11 protein-coding genes and 4 pseudogenes are annotated in these 18609 nt (G+C 57.3%); 5 read left to right on the top strand and 10 right to left on the bottom strand.

What is annotated here, in order from left to right; translation table 11 throughout:
* Positions 1 to 159: 159 nt before the first annotated feature.
* From NXC24_RS32105 to NXC24_RS32095, 4 genes are all read right to left on the bottom strand, one after another.
* Complete coding sequence (locus NXC24_RS32105; protein ID WP_245464106.1) at positions 160 to 1173, bottom strand: hypothetical protein; 1014 nt, start codon at positions 1171 to 1173, stop codon at positions 160 to 162.
* Positions 1174 to 1291: 118 nt separating this feature from the next.
* Complete coding sequence (locus NXC24_RS32100) at positions 1292 to 5950, bottom strand: DUF3320 domain-containing protein (RefSeq protein WP_245464105.1); 4659 nt, start codon at positions 5948 to 5950, stop codon at positions 1292 to 1294.
* 141 nt (positions 5951 to 6091) lie between these two features.
* Positions 6092 to 6274: a hypothetical protein gene (locus NXC24_RS36055; RefSeq protein WP_245464104.1), complete on the bottom strand. Its 183-nt coding sequence runs from the start codon at positions 6272 to 6274 to the stop codon at positions 6092 to 6094.
* Entirely contained in the window at positions 6271 to 7365 is a 1095-nt protein-coding gene (locus NXC24_RS32095) for a hypothetical protein (protein ID WP_245464103.1), read from the bottom strand. The genes NXC24_RS36055 and NXC24_RS32095 overlap by 4 nt, the downstream gene beginning before the upstream one ends.
* A 138-nt stretch (positions 7366 to 7503) precedes the next feature.
* On the opposite strand from NXC24_RS32095, the gene NXC24_RS32090 reads away from it, so the two are divergent.
* Complete coding sequence (locus tag NXC24_RS32090) at positions 7504 to 7857, top strand: hypothetical protein (protein WP_104827322.1); 354 nt, start codon at positions 7504 to 7506, stop codon at positions 7855 to 7857.
* Between the two features lie 168 nt (positions 7858 to 8025).
* Positions 8026 to 8354 (top strand): annotated as a pseudogene (locus NXC24_RS32085) (serine protease); the annotation flags it as partial.
* A 186-nt stretch (positions 8355 to 8540) separates the two neighbouring features.
* On the opposite strand, the pseudogene NXC24_RS32080 reads toward NXC24_RS32085, so the two are convergent.
* Positions 8541 to 9101: pseudogene (locus NXC24_RS32080) on the bottom strand (transposase); the annotation flags it as partial.
* Between the two features lie 720 nt (positions 9102 to 9821).
* Between NXC24_RS32080 and ltrA the strand changes: the two are divergent.
* Complete coding sequence (gene ltrA / locus NXC24_RS32075) at positions 9822 to 11051, top strand: group II intron reverse transcriptase/maturase (RefSeq protein WP_245464102.1); 1230 nt, start codon at positions 9822 to 9824, stop codon at positions 11049 to 11051.
* An 89-nt stretch (positions 11052 to 11140) separates the two neighbouring features.
* Here the strand turns inward: ltrA and NXC24_RS32070 are convergent.
* The 5 genes and pseudogenes from NXC24_RS32070 to NXC24_RS35360 form a co-directional block, all read right to left on the bottom strand.
* Positions 11141 to 12232 (bottom strand): annotated as a pseudogene (locus tag NXC24_RS32070) (IS66 family transposase); the annotation flags it as partial.
* Positions 12233 to 12296: 64 nt separating this feature from the next.
* The gene (tnpB, locus tag NXC24_RS32065; RefSeq protein ID WP_104827321.1) at positions 12297 to 12650 is read right to left on the bottom strand and encodes an IS66 family insertion sequence element accessory protein TnpB; all 354 of its coding nucleotides are present in this window, start codon (positions 12648 to 12650) and stop codon (positions 12297 to 12299) included.
* Positions 12647 to 13090, bottom strand: a complete 444-nt coding sequence (locus NXC24_RS32060; protein ID WP_104827320.1) for a transposase — start codon at positions 13088 to 13090, stop codon at positions 12647 to 12649. Before NXC24_RS32060 ends, tnpB begins: the two co-directional genes overlap by 4 nt.
* Before the next feature lie 306 nt (positions 13091 to 13396).
* Positions 13397 to 14921, bottom strand: a pseudogene (locus tag NXC24_RS32050) (transposase).
* Positions 14922 to 14989: 68 nt separating this feature from the next.
* Positions 14990 to 15145: a hypothetical protein gene (locus NXC24_RS35360; RefSeq protein WP_158704599.1), complete on the bottom strand. Its 156-nt coding sequence runs from the start codon at positions 15143 to 15145 to the stop codon at positions 14990 to 14992.
* 223 nt (positions 15146 to 15368) lie between these two features.
* Between NXC24_RS35360 and NXC24_RS32045 the strand changes: the two genes are divergently transcribed.
* Positions 15369 to 16715: an AAA family ATPase gene (locus tag NXC24_RS32045; protein WP_245464101.1), complete on the top strand. Its 1347-nt coding sequence runs from the start codon at positions 15369 to 15371 to the stop codon at positions 16713 to 16715.
* An 891-nt stretch (positions 16716 to 17606) separates the two neighbouring features.
* A complete protein-coding gene (locus tag NXC24_RS32040; protein ID WP_104827944.1) occupies positions 17607 to 18599 on the top strand; it encodes an MsnO8 family LLM class oxidoreductase in 993 nt (330 codons plus the stop codon).
* Positions 18600 to 18609 lie beyond the last annotated feature (10 nt).

Here is an 18609-nt window from a genome sequence, read left to right as displayed (position 1 = left end):
TATTTATTCGGCTGCTGCAAGTTGTTGCTGGCCGTTGCTCAACATGGCAATAGACAATTACAGGATGTGGCTTGCTCGATTTTGGGTGTTGCTAGATTGGGATGCCCCAGTATGCTGGCAACATCGTCGTAAAACCACATGTATCGTATTCGAACCGGATCAGCAGCCGTCTAAAGCTTTGATATGTGAAATCAGCGTTCTGCCGAATTGATATACGGTCTGGACATCGGCACGCCCCTGGCAGTTTCGTCCCGCATTCGTCTTATACTCATAGCCGACTCTTACGTCGCTCGTTGAAAGGCGGGTAGTCGAAGTCACGGTCAATGGTCGTGCCATCGCTGAATAGAAAGCATGAATATTCGCCTCACTAAAGGGGCCTTTGCCGCGCTTGTCGGGGATGACAAACGCAGCTGCGGTCTCGCCGTCCGCGACGGCAAGCGCACCGTAAAAGCCGACGACGGCTGCCAGCGGATCGTTTGGCAACTCGACTGCACCGGGAGGGGACGAGGGCGCATCAGACCTCGGCATCTCAAAATCGATGCCCGTTTCCTTTGCTTTTGCGGCCGTAAGCCACTCGATGCCTTCGGGCGGGGCGGAGGTCACGTAAACAACGGCATTTTCCGACAGCCCCATCTGGTTGAGATAGGCTCCTACGAGGGCATTTCCGACCCCGCTCTCGCTAGCCTTACCGTCTACCAGCCGAAATGCAGCGTGAAAGCCGAGTTTAGAGCTGGGCTCTAGGAAACGTGGTGATCCCGCCAGCCACGTAAGCGCACAGGCAGAGGCGCAAAGCGCGTTAGAGGCGACCACGGTTGCGAAGCCCCGAAGTCGGATTGCCTTTCCGATCTCGATACCTGTTTTGACGGAACCGCCTTGGCTGTCGAGGGCAATGAGTGCCTTCTGTGATTCTGCAGCAATCTTGCGGAATACGTCCTCGTCGCCGCTGTTCATGACACCGCGAAGCTGGATGATGTCGAGACCGCCAGCGCTCGGTGTGCGTGTAATATCCGCCGCGTTGCATACCTCCGAGCAGGCAAACGCTCCGATCAGAGCGAATATCCAGCTGCTTCGTCTACTCAATTGTCGCCCCTCGTGTGTTTCAAATATATCGAACTGTCTAAGGAGTCGAAAAAATGTGAGGGCCACAAACACGGAGACCACAATTTTCGACACTGTATTCTCTGCTGCCCTTGACTAGGCAGTGGCCCTCAATGTGCGACGAGCATTCCATCCTTCTCAACGATCTGGCCTGCAGCAACAGCGCCATCGATAGCTAATTCTAAAACTGACCTCAGTTGAGAGCTGGTCGATAGGAAGCCGAACACCCTAGCAGGACGAGTTGATCCTTGGATGCCCCGAAATTTTCCTTCAAAACGGCAATGGCCGCTGCCGCGATCTCAGTAGGAGGTAGCGCTTCCGGACGACGCACACTTAGGGAAGCGTCGGAACGGTCTCGAATCAGGATTTCCTTGTTCGCCACCGTGTAGAAACCATCATGCCCAACGATTGAGCCGGATCGTACCGCTGCGGACAGACCAGCTTCGACTGCGTCCCGTATACGATTTCCGGCTCGTGCCAGGCCCCATGCAGAACGGATGCGGACAACGACTTCGCTGTTATGGATCGGACATTCAGCAACAACCACGGAGGTAACGTAGCGGGCCATTTCGCCGACACTGACCTCGTGAGGCTCGCAGTCCCTTCGAACGGCGATTTTGGCTTCTTCGTAAGGTATAGAGATTTGTTTCCGTTCGGGCGCGGCATGTGCCGTTACCACGTCGACATCTTCCCGCTCCTCGGCGGTGAAGTGGAGGGGAACTGCTTGCTTTGGTCGGGCAAGATCTTCATCGCGGGCACGCCATTCACCCTTCGCCGACTCGATTGCAGCAACGACTTTGTTGAGCTCGTCTTGCGGACGCAGATACCAATCTGTCGACCAGATCCTATGGATGATCCATCCATGGCTTTCGAGAACATTCTGCCTCAACCGATCGCGATCTCTTGCAGATCGCGACGAATGGTATTGATAGCCATCGCACTCTATGCCGAGCACGAACCGGCCTGGCTTTTCAGCGTCGGAAATCGCGAGATCCACGAAAAAGCCCGCCGATCCGATCTGGTTTTTGACATCGTAGCCCAAGCTCCGGAGCCGATCGCCAACCTGCTCTTCGAATACAGAGTCCGCGTCATTGCCCGTCGCTTCGGCGATCCCAAACTTTCCGGTTTGAGCGAAGGTCAGGAAGAGTTTGAACGCTACGACGCCCCGGCTCCTTACGCGCTCAAGATCGATGTCATCGCCGATAATCGAAGAGAATACCTCGCAGCGCAATTTAGCCCGGGAGATCAAAACGTTAAGACGCCGCTCACCACCATCGCTATTCAGCGGACCAAAGCTCATGGACATGTAGCCTTGCTGGGTCCGGCCATAGCCAACCGAGATGAAAATCACGTCCCGCTCGTCACCCTGAATGTTCTCCAGGTTCTTCACAAAGAACGGTTCAGTCGAGACTTTGTTGAAGAAATCTTCGACGTCAGGATTCTGTCGTCGCAAGAGTTCAAGCTCTTTCAAAACGGCTTGCCGCTGAGCAACGCTGAACGTTGCAACGCCAAGCGATTGGCCCGGATTCGATCTAGCGTGGGCAATGACTGCTTCGGCAACCGTCCGTGCCTCGATCGGGTTCGTCCGAGTGTTACCCCGGTCGTAATGGGCATTCGGCAGATAGTTGAACCGCAGGCCCATGCCTGCGATCGCATCGTAGGGGCTAGGGACAATAAACAGGCGGTTGTCGTAGAATTCTCGGTTGGAAACCGCGATGAGGGATTGGTGCTTGCTTCGATAGTGCCACCGCAACATTCGGTCGGGCATGCCCTTGGCGAGGCAGAGATCGAGAATGGATTCCGCGTCGCGAGCTCGTAGCGTGACATCCTCCGCGTCCTCATCAGCCTCATTAATGTCGGTAGTCAGTTTGGCGAAGAAGCGGGTAGGGGGAAGCTGACGCTCGTCGCCAACGATCACGACCTGCTTGGCACGCGCGATGGCGCCCAGTGCGTCGACGGGCTCGACCTGTGAAGCCTCGTCGATGACCAGAAGATCGAAAGCCACCGCGCCCGGCTTCAGGAACTGAGCCACCGAAAGTGGGCTCATCATGAAAATCGGTTTGATCTGCTGGATCGCCGGTCCTGCGCGTTCCAAAAGCATACGGATGGGCAGATGATTTTTCTTCTTCGCCAGTTCCGCGTTCAGCACTCCCAATGGCCCGATTCCGGCGTTCCCACGTGGCAATTCTTCAGCATGTCTGGTCACGATCTTTTCGCGTGTCAGGCTAACTCGTGCGGCCTCCAGCTCTCGAAACTTTCCGACCGTACGACTGTGCAGATCGCCGTCGAACCGCTTGAGTTCGGGCATCTTTTCGAAAAAGGCGTTGCGAATTGCCTGGTAGTAGGCACGTTCCATGGATGGCCTAAGCGACGCAGCATCAAGGCGGCCCGCCGTCGTTGCAACGACTATTTCCTGCAGACCCAGGGACGAGGCGTGGTGGCATCTATCGACGAAGGAAATCCACTTCGTAATGCTTTCGACGTTCGCGTGCCAGGCGTCGACCTTTGCACGGATTGTTTCGAGTGGCGCTTTCGCCAGCTCATTGCTCCCAATCGCATGAAGCTCGTTGAGATCGATAAATTGGACCAATTCTCCCCACTGCCGAACCACTTCACGATAGTGAACGTCGAGAGCAAGCAGGCTGTTTTTGAGAGCAGCAATATCGGAAACCTTGGCAATCCTGGTTCTGGCTTCGGCGTCCAGCACCGGGCGGTATTGCATGTCCCACGAAACGATCCGTGAAAGCTTGGACCAATCTGACGCTTCGCCTTTCCAGTCGTTTCCAAAGACTGATTTTCCAAGCTCGCTATGCGCAACGATGGCCTTCCGCCGCTTCTGTCCAGCCATGAGGAGATCAATGGCGTCCAACCGGGCTTTCTGCCCTTTGGGTAGATCGGCCTTCATATACGATCGAAGAACGGAAAGCTGGCTCCGATAGCCTCCGTTCAGGAAGCGGAATAGGGAGGCTCCGTGTGCAGCAATTGCAGATCGCGTCTCCGCGGGGTTCGCGTCCCATGCGGCTTCCGAGAAAGTGGCATCGATCTTGCCAACTATCTCACGCAGTTTTTGCCCCTCGTTGACGAGTTCCGCAACCGCTGCGGGATCATCCCAGTTGGCATCAATCATTTTCGATCTATCGCCAGGGAAGGTGACAGCCGCCTCGCTGATCTTCATCAGCAAACCGATATCATCCAAGGTGCTGGGGGATCTGAGTTCGAGAATTGCACGGGTGGTTTCGCAGGCTTCCATTAGAGCCCCGAGTTCATCGTGCAAAGCCCCAACATCCTTCGACAGTCGGTCGATGTCCTCAGGCATTAGCGCGTCGCGCTGCACGCCGTACCAGGGGTGATCAGGCGGTGCTCCGGTCGTTCTGAGACGATCGGCAAGCTCGTCACAACAATCTACTCGCTTCAGAAAATCAGCGGGCGTCCAGGTATGCGGGTCCTTGAGATTGAAGCCTTCGATCCCATGATCTCGCGTTCGCATAAGGTGGCCGATGAGGGCAAACGGAGTCAGGCCGCTCGGATCCTGCCGAATATGCATCAGGTCGGCGTGGCCGTTCAAAGTCGCCTGGATGTCCTTCAGCCGCTCAATCACGGTGACGTCGGACTTCGGCTGCCGAGTAACTAGTTCCTTAGTTTTTCTCAGCTCTTCCAGTACGCCTTTTTTGTTCGCTTTGTTCGAATGCAGTTCAAAAGTGAGAGCGCCGAGACCGGAGTCGCGAAGACGCCGGTGCACGACCTCAAGAGCGGCCATTTTCTCCGCCACAAACAGTACGCGCTTTCCTTCTGCGGCAGCTGAAGCGATGATATTGGTAATTGTCTGGCTTTTGCCTGTACCTGGAGGTCCTTTAACGACCAGATGATGGCCACGTGTGGCTTCCTCGATGACGATGGATTGGGAAGAATCTGCGTCGACGACATGCGATATGCGCTCGGGTGTAATCTCCTCATCAATACGACCAGTTTCCGGAACAATAGAATCGCGGTAAGGAAAGCCGTCGCGCAACAGACCGGCAACAACCGGATGCTCATCGAGCTTGTCGCCACTCGGCCAATTCTCAGGATCAAGGTCTCGATACATCAGGAACTTCGAGAAGGAAAAGAAACCTAGCACTATCGCGTCGGCCATCACGTTCCAACGTGATTTTGCTGAGACGGCCTCGGAGACAACCTGCAGATACTTCTCGACATTCAGATCATCATCGTCGGGAAGGTCAGGAAGCTTGATGCCAAATTCCCCGTTGAGTTTCTCTTGCAAAGAAAGGTTGGTTGACGGCGCTTCGCCACGCCCCTTGAGCGTAAAGCGCTCAGACGCGGATGTTCGTTCGAGCTTGACTGGCAGCAGAATTAGCGGAGCGTTTCGCTCGACATCCGACTTGTCATCTTCGAACCAACGCAAAAGCCCGATAGCCAAATAGAGAATGTTGACACCCTGTTCCTCTTCCAGCGTGCGGCTATCGTACCAAATGTCGAAGAGCCGCTTCTGCAGCCCCTCTGATGTCAGTCTAGTTTGGAGGCGGCTATCCGTGTGTCGGCGCGCGATGCCCTTTTCGTCGAGGTCTTGGTCATCCGGCTGCGGGATACCTCCAACCATGTCGTCGCCATCGAGGCCAAGTTCTTTCTTTTCTTCTTCTGTAAGCTTGACGCCAGGCAAGAACGTCATGCCGCGCCCTTCGGACAACATCCTGCAAACCTCGACCGATTTTTCGTCGACGATCTCCACGATCCTGTTGTTTTTGGAGCGGAGCGGTAAATGGATCAGTCGGTTTCGCGTGCCGAGATCGAGAAGGTTCTTCCGATCTGCCAAAAGCTGATCGCGAAGCGTGTTTCCAGTCGCCAAAGTATCCATGACAGTCCCTCAACAATAGGAGGGAGAATATCGGCAGGTGGCTATCATGCAACCGATACGTTTTGAAGAGACTTAGAAATCCCCATTTAGGTTGATTGGCGCCGCAGGCCGGGATGGTGGGTCTCCTAGTCGCACAGCGGGCTAGCTGAATTTGGAACGATATCTTTCGTCGGGGGCCAGCCAATTTTCGATGAAATCCAGAGGATCCACGCTTTCCATCATTGCCCGTGCAAGCGTCAGCCGTTCTACCACGCGCTGGCGGCGCTCTTCATCAACGCCTCTCAGTCGCTCCTCGGCATCGGCGAAAAAGCGCTCGATTGTCATTGCCTTGCCCCTTTCTCGATGATCTCGGCAAGCTGCTGTCGACTGTCTGTTTGAGCTTGAGCGACCTTGCGGGCATCCTCGCGTCGTTCGTAACGTTCCCACTCGTCCTCCCTTTCTCTCTTTCGCTTGGCTGCCGCCTGATCTTCGGCTGTCATAAGGCGTTGCAGATTGTTTTTTGACGATTGCAAAGTCTCGATGATTTTTGGGATCATCTTGTTAAGCGACTCCAGCTGCGTCTCCTGCCAGCCAAGGGTCCAGTCGACGCCCTTCTTTGGAGAGTAGGCAATGACCCGAAAGCGGCCGGAGGGTATATCCTGCTCGGTTGTCCAGGAATGCGTCAGCTGCCAGGGCTTGGCTGATTGGACAAGCCTGCTGTCCTCACGGTGGTAATCGCCGTTAAGGTATCGCATCGTAACCCTCTCTGTCATTTCGGTGAGAGCCAGTCCTATCGGCACGGTGTCGATGTAGAATATCGTCGGCCGGTCCGGTCCCCAGATTCTACCTGTATGATAGCGCCCGTATTTTCTATCTTTGTGCTCGACCTCCTGCTCCTTGACGGGAGTGCGATGTAGTTCATCGCTGGGTGGGGCGATGTGCACTCGATATCCCCCTTGGTCCAGTGCTAGGTAAAGATCGTTGGCGATCGAGAGCGCACGAGGTAGGCCAGCTTCCGATGATATCAGGTCGGGCAGGATTCTCTTATATGGCCGCAGAAACTCCCCTTCTTTTATATCCCGGGTCTTCCGCAATTGCTCTTCGACACCAGAGAGCAATGGATGATGTTCCATGCGACGGGCCTTTTTGACGGCCTTGGTCTTACGGGCAGGGCTATCGTCGAGCAACCTCTTTTGCCGTGGCTTCGGGCTCGAAGGTATTATTTCAATGGTTTCGTTGGATGCTTCTGGCAGCACTGGCAGCTCTGCCGCTAGCCCGAGTGATTTACGTGTCCAATAGCCAGATCCGGGGTACGGAATCTGATGCTGTCTGCAGACCGCTGCCAGTGCCGTGCCGGAAATGCCAAATTCCGGCGCGAGCTTACTAAGCGGTAAGCCACAGACCCGCTCGTAACGCTGAAGACGTGTCAATTTCATGGTGAAGAATCCCGATCTCAACGCCGGTTGATATCACACTGTCCTCATGGCTATTGGGTAAATCTTCTTGTATTTATGGTTGTGGTCCCCGATATTGGCATCGGGTACTATCTAGCGACAGTTGTGAGATAACGTGCAATGCCTCACTGGCTACGTCAAATATCAACGTTCATATGGGGCGAGCCTATCAAAGAACGCGCTGATACCGATCTGGAGAGTGTTTGGGAGGCAGCAGCGGCGGCGGAAGCAATCATTCGCCAACGCGAGCAATATCTGAGAGAAGGCGACGTCAAGAAAAACTCAACCGCAGACGTTCTGAAAGGAATTCAACTGAACGTGGCCGATCTTCGCAACGGGTCGGTCGACGATGCGATTCAGAGTATGGCGTTGGCTTACACACAGTTGGAGCCTCTTCTCAGCGATGATGACAAGGATGATCCGTTGCGAGAAGCGTGCAGACTTCTGGATCAGGCAGTAGGCGAGCTGTTCTGAACGTCAAATTATTCAGCGCGGAAATTTAGCGGCTATGAGGGGTATGCTCTGGGCCATTCGCTCAGCACAATAGAGCACTCGTTCAAGAACAGCAAACCTTGCACACGAGATCCGGTTGCGTAACCGTGCCGCTGAGTTCTAGTGTCCCAATACTTTAGGGAGCTTCGCATGTCGGTTCTGTTTCGCGTTCTTTTCGTTTTAGTTTCGTGTGCCAGCATCGCGTCAAATTGCCTGGCTGACAGCCCAACCTCTTATGGCACTGGCTTTGCGGTCACCAGCGACGGATGGTTGCTCACGAATGCCCACGTCGTTGAAGGATGTGTGCGGGTTGAGGTGAGGGGAAAGGGCGATGCCAGCGACCCGCGTGTCGACGCGAACAACGACCTCGCCCTTATTAAGATTGCTGCTCCGGAGCCGCTGAAGCCCCTCGTTTTTCGACGCGCACCGACAAGGCTGGTGAGGACCTCATCGCCATCGGCTATCCTCTTGCTACCCTGTTTGCGCGGCGACAATCACGGTGAGACTCGTATTGCCTCACCCAAGAGTGTTCCCAGAGAATAATGCCGTTGCCTCACTCGGATGTTCTGTATGCAGCGTCCGCGCCCCATCGATTTTTCAGTTGCAGCGATCTGAGGTTGATCTACGGGCCGTCAAATGAGCTCACCGAAGAGTACCTGACGAGCTCATTGTGAGGCCTTGATGCGGGCGGCAAAGGCCCACGGCATCAGGGCATCGATGTCTTCGGCGAGGTGGCCGTTTGCGAGGCGGGTGAAGAGGTCGCACAGATAGGCGTAGGGTTCAACGCTGTTCATTTTACAAGTGCCGATCAGGCTGGCAAACCGGGCCCAGTTGCGGCCCCCTTCATCGTGGCCCGCGAATAGCGCATTGCGGCGATTCATGGCGGGTCGGCGGATCGCGTTTTCCACCAGGTTGGAGTCGATATCGACGTGGCCGTCGTCCAGGAACAGCCGGAAGCCGTCCTGTCGCGTCAGCATATAGGCCAGGGCTTTTCCGAGGTCAGACTTGCGTGAGACGCGTTTGGCTTGCGCTGCCAGCCAGGTGAAGAATTCGTCCACCAGCGGGAGGGACAGGTCCTGTCGAACTGCACGGCGATGTTCGGGATCTGAGCCCCGGATACTGCCTTCGATCTTGTAGAGCGCGGCGATCCGCACCAGCGCCTCGTCGACGATGGGCGATCCACTCTTTGGCGCGGCCTTGATCAGCTTTCTGCGCCCGTGCGCCCAACTTGCGTCAGGCAAGCCCCGGAACGGGGGATGAATACGAAAGGAGGTGAGAGCCGAACAGAAACCGTTCGCAGCGATTCAGCGGGTTCAACGCCCGTCCGCCAAAGGCGCAGCCCGCCAGCCGGAAGCGAGTCTTGCATGGATGGCGGCAACGTCATTCGTGAAGCGTAGACAGCGGGTGATGAAGCGGTGGGGTAAGCCCCGATATCATGATCTTGATGACGCCTTCGGAGTGTTGGGACCGGGGGCAGCACCCGACTTGCCGGTATTGGCGAGGCAGGTGGGGTCGTCCGGGGTCTTGGGCCATCGCAAAGTCACGGGATGGATCGCCGGGGAACCTGAGAGATCCCACTCACGCCCACGGAGGCGATGCCGGAAACGGGGGTGCCGGCTGACGTAGAAGACTCCAGGCCCTGCGACAGCCCTGCATGTCGGAGGGAGCGCCTTGGCGGACACGAATATGCAGGGCCGCATGGGACCCGGAAAGCGAAGCAATAAGCTGATGGGTGAGCGTGAGCGGGAAGTCGTAGCACCCTCATAGTACCAATGAGCGCGGGGAACCGTGTCCGGCGGGACCCGAACGAGGAAAGGGGGGTGTCACGGAACCAGAACCACTGACAGGAAACATCGGAGGGGACCCTGAGCCCTACAAACGTGTACACGAAACGGCAGTGGATAGCCGAACAGGCGAGGAAGCACCCGGAGAGGGTGTTCACATCCTTGCACCATCTGATTGACCTCGACTGGATGTTCGAGGCGTGGGCTCTGACGCGCAAGGATGGCGCGGCGGGCATCGACGGGCGCACGGCCGCCGACTATGAGAAGGATCTCGGGGCTAATCTTGAAAGCCTCCGGACCCGGATGATGTCGGGCAGCTACCGCGCGCCCCCGGTGCGACGCCACTACATCCCCAAGGTCGATGGGTCTCTGCGACCTCTGGGTATCCCAACCTTCGAGGATAAGGTGGCGCAACGGGCAATCGTGATGCTGCTGGAACCGATCTACGAGGAGGACTTTCTGGACTGCTCGTTTGGGTTCCGGCCGGAACGGTCGGCGCATGAGGCCATCCGCACATTGCGCGATGGCATCATGGAGACTGGTCAGCGCTGGGTGATTGATGCGGATATCTCGAAGTATTTCGACAGCATCGACCACGGGCATCTGCGCAGCTTCCTCGAACTGAGGATCAGAGACGGCGTCATCAGACGTATGATTGACAAGTGGTTGAACGCAGGGGTGCTCGACCAGGGCATCCTGAGCCGATCGGTAGCTGGAACTCCACAAGGCGGAGTGATCAGTCCACTTCTCGCGAACATCTTTCTGCACCACGTGCTGGATAGATGGTTCGTGGAGGTGGCGAAGCCTCGCCTAAAACGGAGGTGCCAGATGGTGCGGTACGCTGACGACTTCGTCATGAGCTTCGAGGATCACCTGGACGGCCGGCGCATGCTGGCCGTGCTGGGCAAGCGTTTTGAGCGGTATGGGCTCCGGCTCCATCCCGACAAGACGCGCTATGTGGACTTCCGTTTCCGGCGCCCGCACGGGCGGCACCCTGCAACAAGCGCCACCAGTTTCAACTTTCTCGGTTTCACCCATGTCTGGGGCCAGTCGCGGAAGGGGAAGCCGGTGGTGCGGCAGATCACGGCCAAGGATCGGTTTGCGCGGGCCTTACGGGCAGCCAGGGAGTGGTGCATCAAACACCTACACCTGTCGCTCACGGTCCAGCACCGACATCTGGCCCGGATGATGCAAGGCCACTACGCCTATTACGGGATCACGGGCAACGGACGGCGTCTGAAGTGGTACCACCATCAGGTCGAACGCATCTGGAAAAGCGGGCTCTCGCGCCGCGGCCGATCCGGAAAGCCGAACTGGAGCCGGATGGCGCAGGTTCTGGACCGATTTCCCCTGCCGCCGACCCGGATCGTACATCAATGGAGCCGTATCTGAGCGAAACTGGACCGTGAGGAACCGGATGCGGGAAATCTGCACGTCCGGATCTGTGAGGGGCGGGGCTCGGTAACGACCCCGCCTACTCGGCAAAAAGCCAGCTTCAAGGGATCGCCACCCATACGGTCCGACGTGGCGAGGTGAGAGTAACCACCGTAGGCATCCACCTGGATTGTCCCGTTGAACCCGTCGAGGATTTCAGCGGCATATTCGCCTTTACGCCCGGGCCGATAATGGAACACCACGCCCGGCGGCGCAGAACCGTTCCAGCCGCGGTCGTCACCCAACACAGCCCAGAGATAACCGGTCTTCGTCTTGCCTCGCCCCGGATCCAAAACCGGAGCCGTGGTCTCGTCGACATAGAGCCGCGTGCTTTCAAACAGCAGCCGTTTTGCCATGTAGTCGACTACCGGTGCGATTTCGCTGCCCGTGCGCCCCATCCAATCGGAAAGGACCGTGCGGTCTATCGGCACCCCGTGTCGCGCCATGACTTCGGCCTGCCGGTTGAGCGGCATATGTTCGGAATGCTTGGAGACGGCAATCTCAGCCAGAAGGGCTTCCGTCGGCCAGCTCCCTTCCAGCAGATACGCCGGCGCTCTGGCCTGGACGACGCCCGTTCGACCCTTGGGGCAGGCGTATTTCGGGCGGATCGTGACGATCACCTCGTAGCGCGCCGGAATCCGGTCGAGCCGTTCCGTCCGATCTTCGCCGATCCGGACCATGTTGCCGCAACCGCAGGGGCAGACAATACTGTCGGGCTCAATCACCTTCTCGACCCGCGGCAGGTGTTCGGGCAGTGCACGGGCCTTACGCTCCTTGCGAGGAACGGCCTTGTCCGGATCGGATGCGCTGGCTTCGATCTTTTTCTCGACGGCGGCGATCCGCGCCTGTGTTTCGGCAATCGCCGTTTCAAGGTCTTCCAGCGCCAGTTCCATCTGCGCCGGATCGAGCTTTTCCGATTTCGGCCCGAACTTGGTGCGCCGATAGTCGTGAACCTGTCCCTCAAGCTTCTCGATCAGTTCCTTCAGCTCGGCGATGAACGCGTCCTTTTCGGCCACCACAGCCTGCTCATGCTGACGTGCGGCACGCTCGACCGACAGCTCGAACTGCACGTCCGCAAAGGCTTTCAAAACCTCGGGAGGAAGGTCCGGGAACTGGCTAAGATCGATCGGCTGCGACATGCAGCTTCATAGCAAATCGAAGCAGAAAAACCCAATAAAACAATACAAAAACAGGACGGCTGAGTCATCCTGCCGCAGTCGGCGCTGTTACCCGTTGCGCCATGACCCGTCGCCAATCAAGCCCTTCGAATAAGGCTTCGTATTGACCCCTGGAAAGACGCATCGTCCCATCCTGAACCTTGGGCCAGGCAAAGTTTCCATGTTCGAGAATTTTGTAGGTTAGCACCATTCCGGTGCCATCCCATACCAGGATTTTCAGGCGATCCCCGCGCTTCGACCGGAAGATCACCGTCACCCCGGAATGCGGATCGAGCTTCAACTCGGTCTGCACCATCAGAGCCAGCGCCTGATGCCCACAGCGGAAGTCCACCGGCCGCGTTGCAATCAGAATCGGCAGGCGTTGGCCCGCGACGATCATGCCGTCCCTCGCATGGCTCGCACCAGAGCCGCCACACGTTCAACCGGCACATCGCCGGGAACCCGCATCACAACATCCGGGCCGATCTCCAACGTCAAGACCGACGAAACCGTCGCCGGCAGCGGCGGCGCCAAAACATTCACAGCCTCGCTCGGCTCTGCCGCAATCGCCAAAGGCACAAATGCAGGCTCGGCATCGCCGCTCTCCGACTGGCCCGACATAGTCTCAAAAGGCAACGCCAGAATGCCCTCGCGCACTTGCCGGCGCCACAAGGAAAGCTGGTGCGCAACAACGTCATGACGGCGCGCGACATCAACAACACGAACACCAGGCTCAAGGCTTTCCGCCACGATCCGCGCCTTCACATCATCCGGCCAACGCCGGTTTCCGCGGCGCGGCTCGACAACTTCGTACCGACCAACAAATCCATCATCTGCCATGCAAATCTCCAGATATTCCTGGAAACTTTCTCGCACACGCGGCAAGCCTCAAAATACAGCCAATTCAATGGGGCGGAGACGGCGCTTACGATGTTCTCGAATGCCTCACGGGTTGTTCCGATCGTGTCCCCGCACATGGTGCAGAGGACGGAGGTAGCGAAGCCGCTCGCGAGCGCGCCCTCAATAGCGCTGTAGCGAGCGGGCGGCTTCGCGGGCGGTCCTCATGTTTTGCGTAGGGTCGCGTTGTCGAAGGCCAACCTGGCGGTATGAGCGCGGATGCCGATTCGGTATTGTTCGGTAACGATCTCACTGCACGACCTCTACGATTTGCGTCTGCCGCGCGACATCGGCGAATGGCCCGAACACTAGCGCATTGGCCTGTGTACTGCGCCAGATCTTCATTCGACGCTGCACGGTCCGAATGAGGCCGTCGGGATACACGCCGGGGTATTTGACCTGCAAGCGTTCAAGCAACTCTCGCGAAGTCCGCCAAGGCTCCGCCTCGAACCATTCCTCGAGTTCGGCAGTGACGGCGAGTAGAGGATCGGGCCTCCGCCGCTCTCGCTTGGCCGCTGGCTTGGATCGGGCAGTCGGTTTCACTTCACCACCACGCCAAGCAATCCGTAAGCCAGACAGAAAGTCTTCGAGCGGTAATGCCTCGCCGTCGGTGGCAGGCGAACCATCAGGCTTGTCAGCAATTTCGACCAATCTCTCTTGTGCCAGGCGTATGTCGCGGAGCAGCCGGACCGGATCGAGCGTCAGGTACATCGCCTTGAGCCAAAGGCATGTATCCTCCGGCGTGCGTGGGTCGTCAAGCAGCCGCTGGTAGGGCGTGGCGGGACGATGATAGCGCTTGACTACCTTGGCTCCGTCACGGTGCTTTTCTTTCAGCTTGAATGATGGCTGAAAGAAATTCACGAACAACCGCATTGACGAATAAAGCTTGGCCAGCTCCCGAGTGGCTCGTAGCCCCTCGAAGCGTCGGTATCCAACGATCTTGCGCACGATCGCGCCATTCTTCTGCTCGACAAATGCCTGATCATTCTTTCGGTAGGGGCGGCAACGGGGTGAGTTCGATATTATCGCGCAAGCAATACTCATGAACACTCTCGTTCATGAATACACTGTCGTTGTCGGTGTCGAAGCCCAGCAGCGGGAACGGCAGCAACTTGCGCAGTTCGGCCAACGCAGTGATCAGTACCGTTTGCTCGCGAACCAGCAGCGGCGCGCATTCCGTCCAGCCCGTGGCTATATCGGTCAACACCAGCGTTTGAGAGAAGGCACCCCTCGCGTACGGGCCGGAATGAGAAACGAGATCAGCCTCGACAAAGCCGGGTGCGGGGTCATCCCAATCCGAGAAGGTTCGAACGGGAACACTACGCCGTATCGCCGTTGATCCTTTCCGGCGCCGCGGACCCGTGGCGCTCGCTTTGATCTCCTTGAGGACCCGATCAATCGTCGCTGGGCTCATCGCCAAGAGTTGCCGGCGCGTCTCGCAATTCATATCGCCGTGTCCATGACGTTCCATCGCTTCGATCAGAGTTGGCAACAGAGGGTGTAGTCGCTTGCCGCAAATTCGATCCGACGCCTCCCAAACAACAACGAGCGCTGCCCGCACGTCATCGCCGTAGACCCGGCGCCCTGGCCTAGGACCACCCTTCGCCGGTTCGCGTTCTCCTCTCAGCAGTCGCATCGCATGATTGCGGTGAAAGCCCGTGAGCGCCACGAACTCGTCTAACATCCTCGCCTTCTCGGTCCGCCCACCTAACACATAGCGACAACTGATCGCCGCAACCAATTCCGCACGTGTCGCCATGCTTACCTTCCTCATCACAGCTCCCGAGGTTGATTCGTCGGGAGCAATTTAGATGAGGCAATAACCCATTCTCAGGGAGCAGTTCAGGCGAGGCAATGCGCATCGCCAAGCACGTTCAGCATGGAATTGACGCGGTAGAATTTCTGCTTGCCGCACCTGGGGCACCAAAAACAGGCAATCTCGCCCTGGTGATGTGACAGCCAATAGATGCTGTCGGTCCATTTGTACGCTTCTTCCATGCGGGCGCACCTCTGCTCAAGGTTTTCAGTTGCCGCATGTCACGCTGGCCCGCCCGCCAAGCCAGAAGAAAATGATGCAGTTTGAAGGTGGTTTCAAGTCGCCTTCAAACTCCAATTCTAGTTGCGATTTTGGGTAGAGCACGGCACAAAGATGGGCAACCAAAGGCCTGTGCACATCCAGCCACCTCGAACCAAAACCTCACATCAAAGCGGTGTTCCCACCATGACATTTACGTTCAACGTTCCTGGTTTGTCGGACCAGCTTTACGTTATTGAGCTGGAGCCCGGCTCTTCAACTTTTTTTGTCGGCGCGAACGGAAGTGGAAAGACGCGCCTAGCAGCCCAAGCTGAAAGTCAGTGGGGGTCAAACGCTCACCGCATCTCGGCTCACCGGGCTTTGATTTTGAATACGCACATTGCGAAAATCAGCGAGGGAAAGGCTCTCGCAGGTTTACGCTATGGATACCCGGACGCAGGTCCTGGACAAGGTACCAATTATCGGCCAAGCAGCAGGTGGGGAAACGAGGCAGCAACACGGCTTCTCAACGATTTCGACTTTCTCGTCCAAGTTCTCTTTGCGGATCAATCCAACATCGCGCTAAAAACGCACGATGCGGCTCATGCTGGGGCCCTTGGCACACCAGAAAAAACAAAATTGCAGAAGCTTCGTGCCGTATGGGACAGGGTGTTGCCGCACCGTACTCTCGAAATCACGGGAGACAACATCAAGGCGGTCACGGCAGGTCATCCCGCATACGATGCGGGACAAATGAGCGACGGTGAGCGCGCCGTTTTCTATTTACTCGGTCAGGTCTTGGTTGCTGAACCGAACTCTGTCCTCATCTTTGATGAACCCGAACTCCACGTTCATCGCGCTATCCTTAGCAGGCTTTGGGACGAGGCTGAGGCTGCGCGCCCTGACTGCGCCTTTCTTGTGATTACTCATGATCTGGAGTTCGCAGCATCGCGGCCAGGCCAAAAATTCGTTATCCGCCGCTATCAGCCCCCTGGTAATTGGGAACTGGACCTGGTGCCTGAAGGCACCGGCTTCGATGAAGCCGTCGCCACCCTCATTCTCGGTAGCCGCAAGCCAATTTTGTTTGTGGAGGGTACCGGCTCAAGCCTCGACCTCGCAATCTATCGAGCCTGCTATCCGGATTGGACCGTGGTGCCGCGAGGTGCTTGCGAGAACGTTATCCACGCGGTCGCCACCATGCGACATAACGCGAGTTTAACCCGGATCACCTGCTCGGGCGTCGTTGATGCGGATGATTATAGCGAGGAGGACAAGGCAACGCTGAGTGAGCTAGGCGTTGCCACGCTGCCGGTGTCGGAGATCGAGAATTTGTTTCTACTGCCGAGCGTTGCCACCGCCATCCTAGAAGAGGAGAAGTTTGAAGGCGCGGAATTGCAGTCCAGGCTGGATGCACTGAAACAGGACGTGCTGGCAGAGGTTAATAAACCTGGCTCAATCGACAATGTCGTACTGCGCTACTGCCGCCGTCGGATCGACCGCACACTGAAAAAGATTGATCTAACGGAAGCCTCGACTGCGGAAAGCTTGGCGTAGACGTTCGCCGAGAAGACCTCTGCACTTGATATCGCTGCAATAGCGAGCGGGATGCGACGCCGGATCGAGCAGGCCGTTGCGTCGGAGGACCTCACGACACTTATGGCCAATTTCGATAACAAGGCGTTCCTTGCGCTGGCCGCCAGGCACCTCAAAGGTACGCCCAAGGCCGCATTCGAAAGCTGGCTCGGTCGCGCGATGCGAGATCCGCAAGCAACAAGGCTCAAAGCCGCGCTTTCCCAAGTTGTCCCAAGAGTTACTGCCGGATAGTTTGGAGGGCCATACTGGTCGCGCCGCGCCATAGTCCGGCTACATTGAATATCTGTTGCCATCTGATGTTGCGCGCTTTGCCATGCGATTTTGCGCGCTACACCAGTTTTGCCGTGCCAAAGCTAACGCCGATCTGTGGCAAACGTCTCGCCGCGCCACGGCCATAAAAAAGTGCCGCAAATCCGGGGTCTTCGGTTTGGACGCATAGCTAACGCGAATTTGACAACAAAGCGCCCCTTCTGGACGCAGATCAACGCGGTGGCATCAAATGCTCATCTGGGCTGTCAGGTTTTCATTGAAAGCATGCTGAACGCGGCAGATTTCGAACCTCTGACCTTTTGAATCGGTAAACACGGTCAACCTCTTCCAATCATGTGACAGTACGTTCCGTTCGCGCGGCCATTTTGCGCCTGTGACATTTTTTACGGCACAAGTTGTCGCCTAACCCCGGGTCAGGTGACATTTGTTACCGCCCCATCCAGACAGGTGCGCACGCTCTGCAACTTATTTCCCCACTTTGCCGCGCGAAGAGAAAGTCGTTTCTTATAATACATTTAATCTACGTGTTTTATAGATTATAGAGCCGCACCAAAACGCCGGCACGATAATCGGATGATCCATATGTCCTATCTTCTGAGTCTTCTCGACAAAAGCCCTATCGACGCCGGGAAAAATGCCACGGATGCGTTGCGGGCGACCGCCAGACTGGCGGTTCGAGCCGAGGAGCTTGGCTATCATCGTTTCTGGGTGGCCGAGCACCATAATATGGCGAACTTGGCGAGCTCCGCGCCGGAGGCGCTGATTGGCTATTTGCTCGCCAAGACATCGAAGATCCGCATCGGCTCCGGCGGCGTGATGCTGCAGCATTATAGCGCCTACAAGGTGGCGGAGACCTTTAATCTGCTTTCCTCGCTAGGGCCTGGCCGGGTCGACCTCGGCGTCGGAAAAGCGCCGGGCGGCTTTCCGCTATCGACGCGGGCGCTGCAGGCAGCGGTCGATCCAGAGCGCAAGCCGAGCTTTGCCGATCAACTTGCCGACATCAACGCTTATCTCTCAGGCGAATCCTCGGCGGATACCGCCGTTGCCACGCCGCTTCCTGCGGTCGCTCCCGAACGCTATTTGCTCGGTGCTTCCGTCGACAGCGCCAAGCTGGCAGCCGAGAAGGGCTGGGAGCTGGTCTTTGCCGGCCATCTGAATGGCGATCCCGAAAATCTCCGCAAGACCTTCGAAGCCTATGAGGCGGCGAGCGGCGGCAAGAGCCCGATCTTGGCGCTGGCGGCCTTTGCCGCCGAGAGCGAGGAGCAGGCGCGCGCACGTGTCGGCGATCTCCGCATCGTCAAGATTTTCCTTCCCAACGGTCAGACGATCAATGTCGGCAGCGAGGAACAAGCGGCCGAATTCGCCCGCCAGGCTGGCGTCACTGATTACCGGACCGAGGAGAAGGTGCCGAGCGTGCTGCACGGCACGGCGGCGCAGATCCGCAATGAGCTGGACGAACTGCATCGCCGCTATGGCGTCAAGGAATTCATTCTCGACACACCGGCGCTGACGGCTGCCGAGCGCCTTTCCTCCATCGAGCTGCTCGCCGAGGAGCGGCTCTCCCTCGTCGCTTGATAATACTGAA

The organism is Rhizobium sp. NXC24 (genome assembly GCF_002944315.1).
Lineage (GTDB): Bacteria > Pseudomonadota > Alphaproteobacteria > Rhizobiales > Rhizobiaceae > Rhizobium.
The sequence above is the reverse complement of the archived record's forward strand: the minus strand, read 5'-3'. Positions and strand labels throughout refer to the sequence as shown.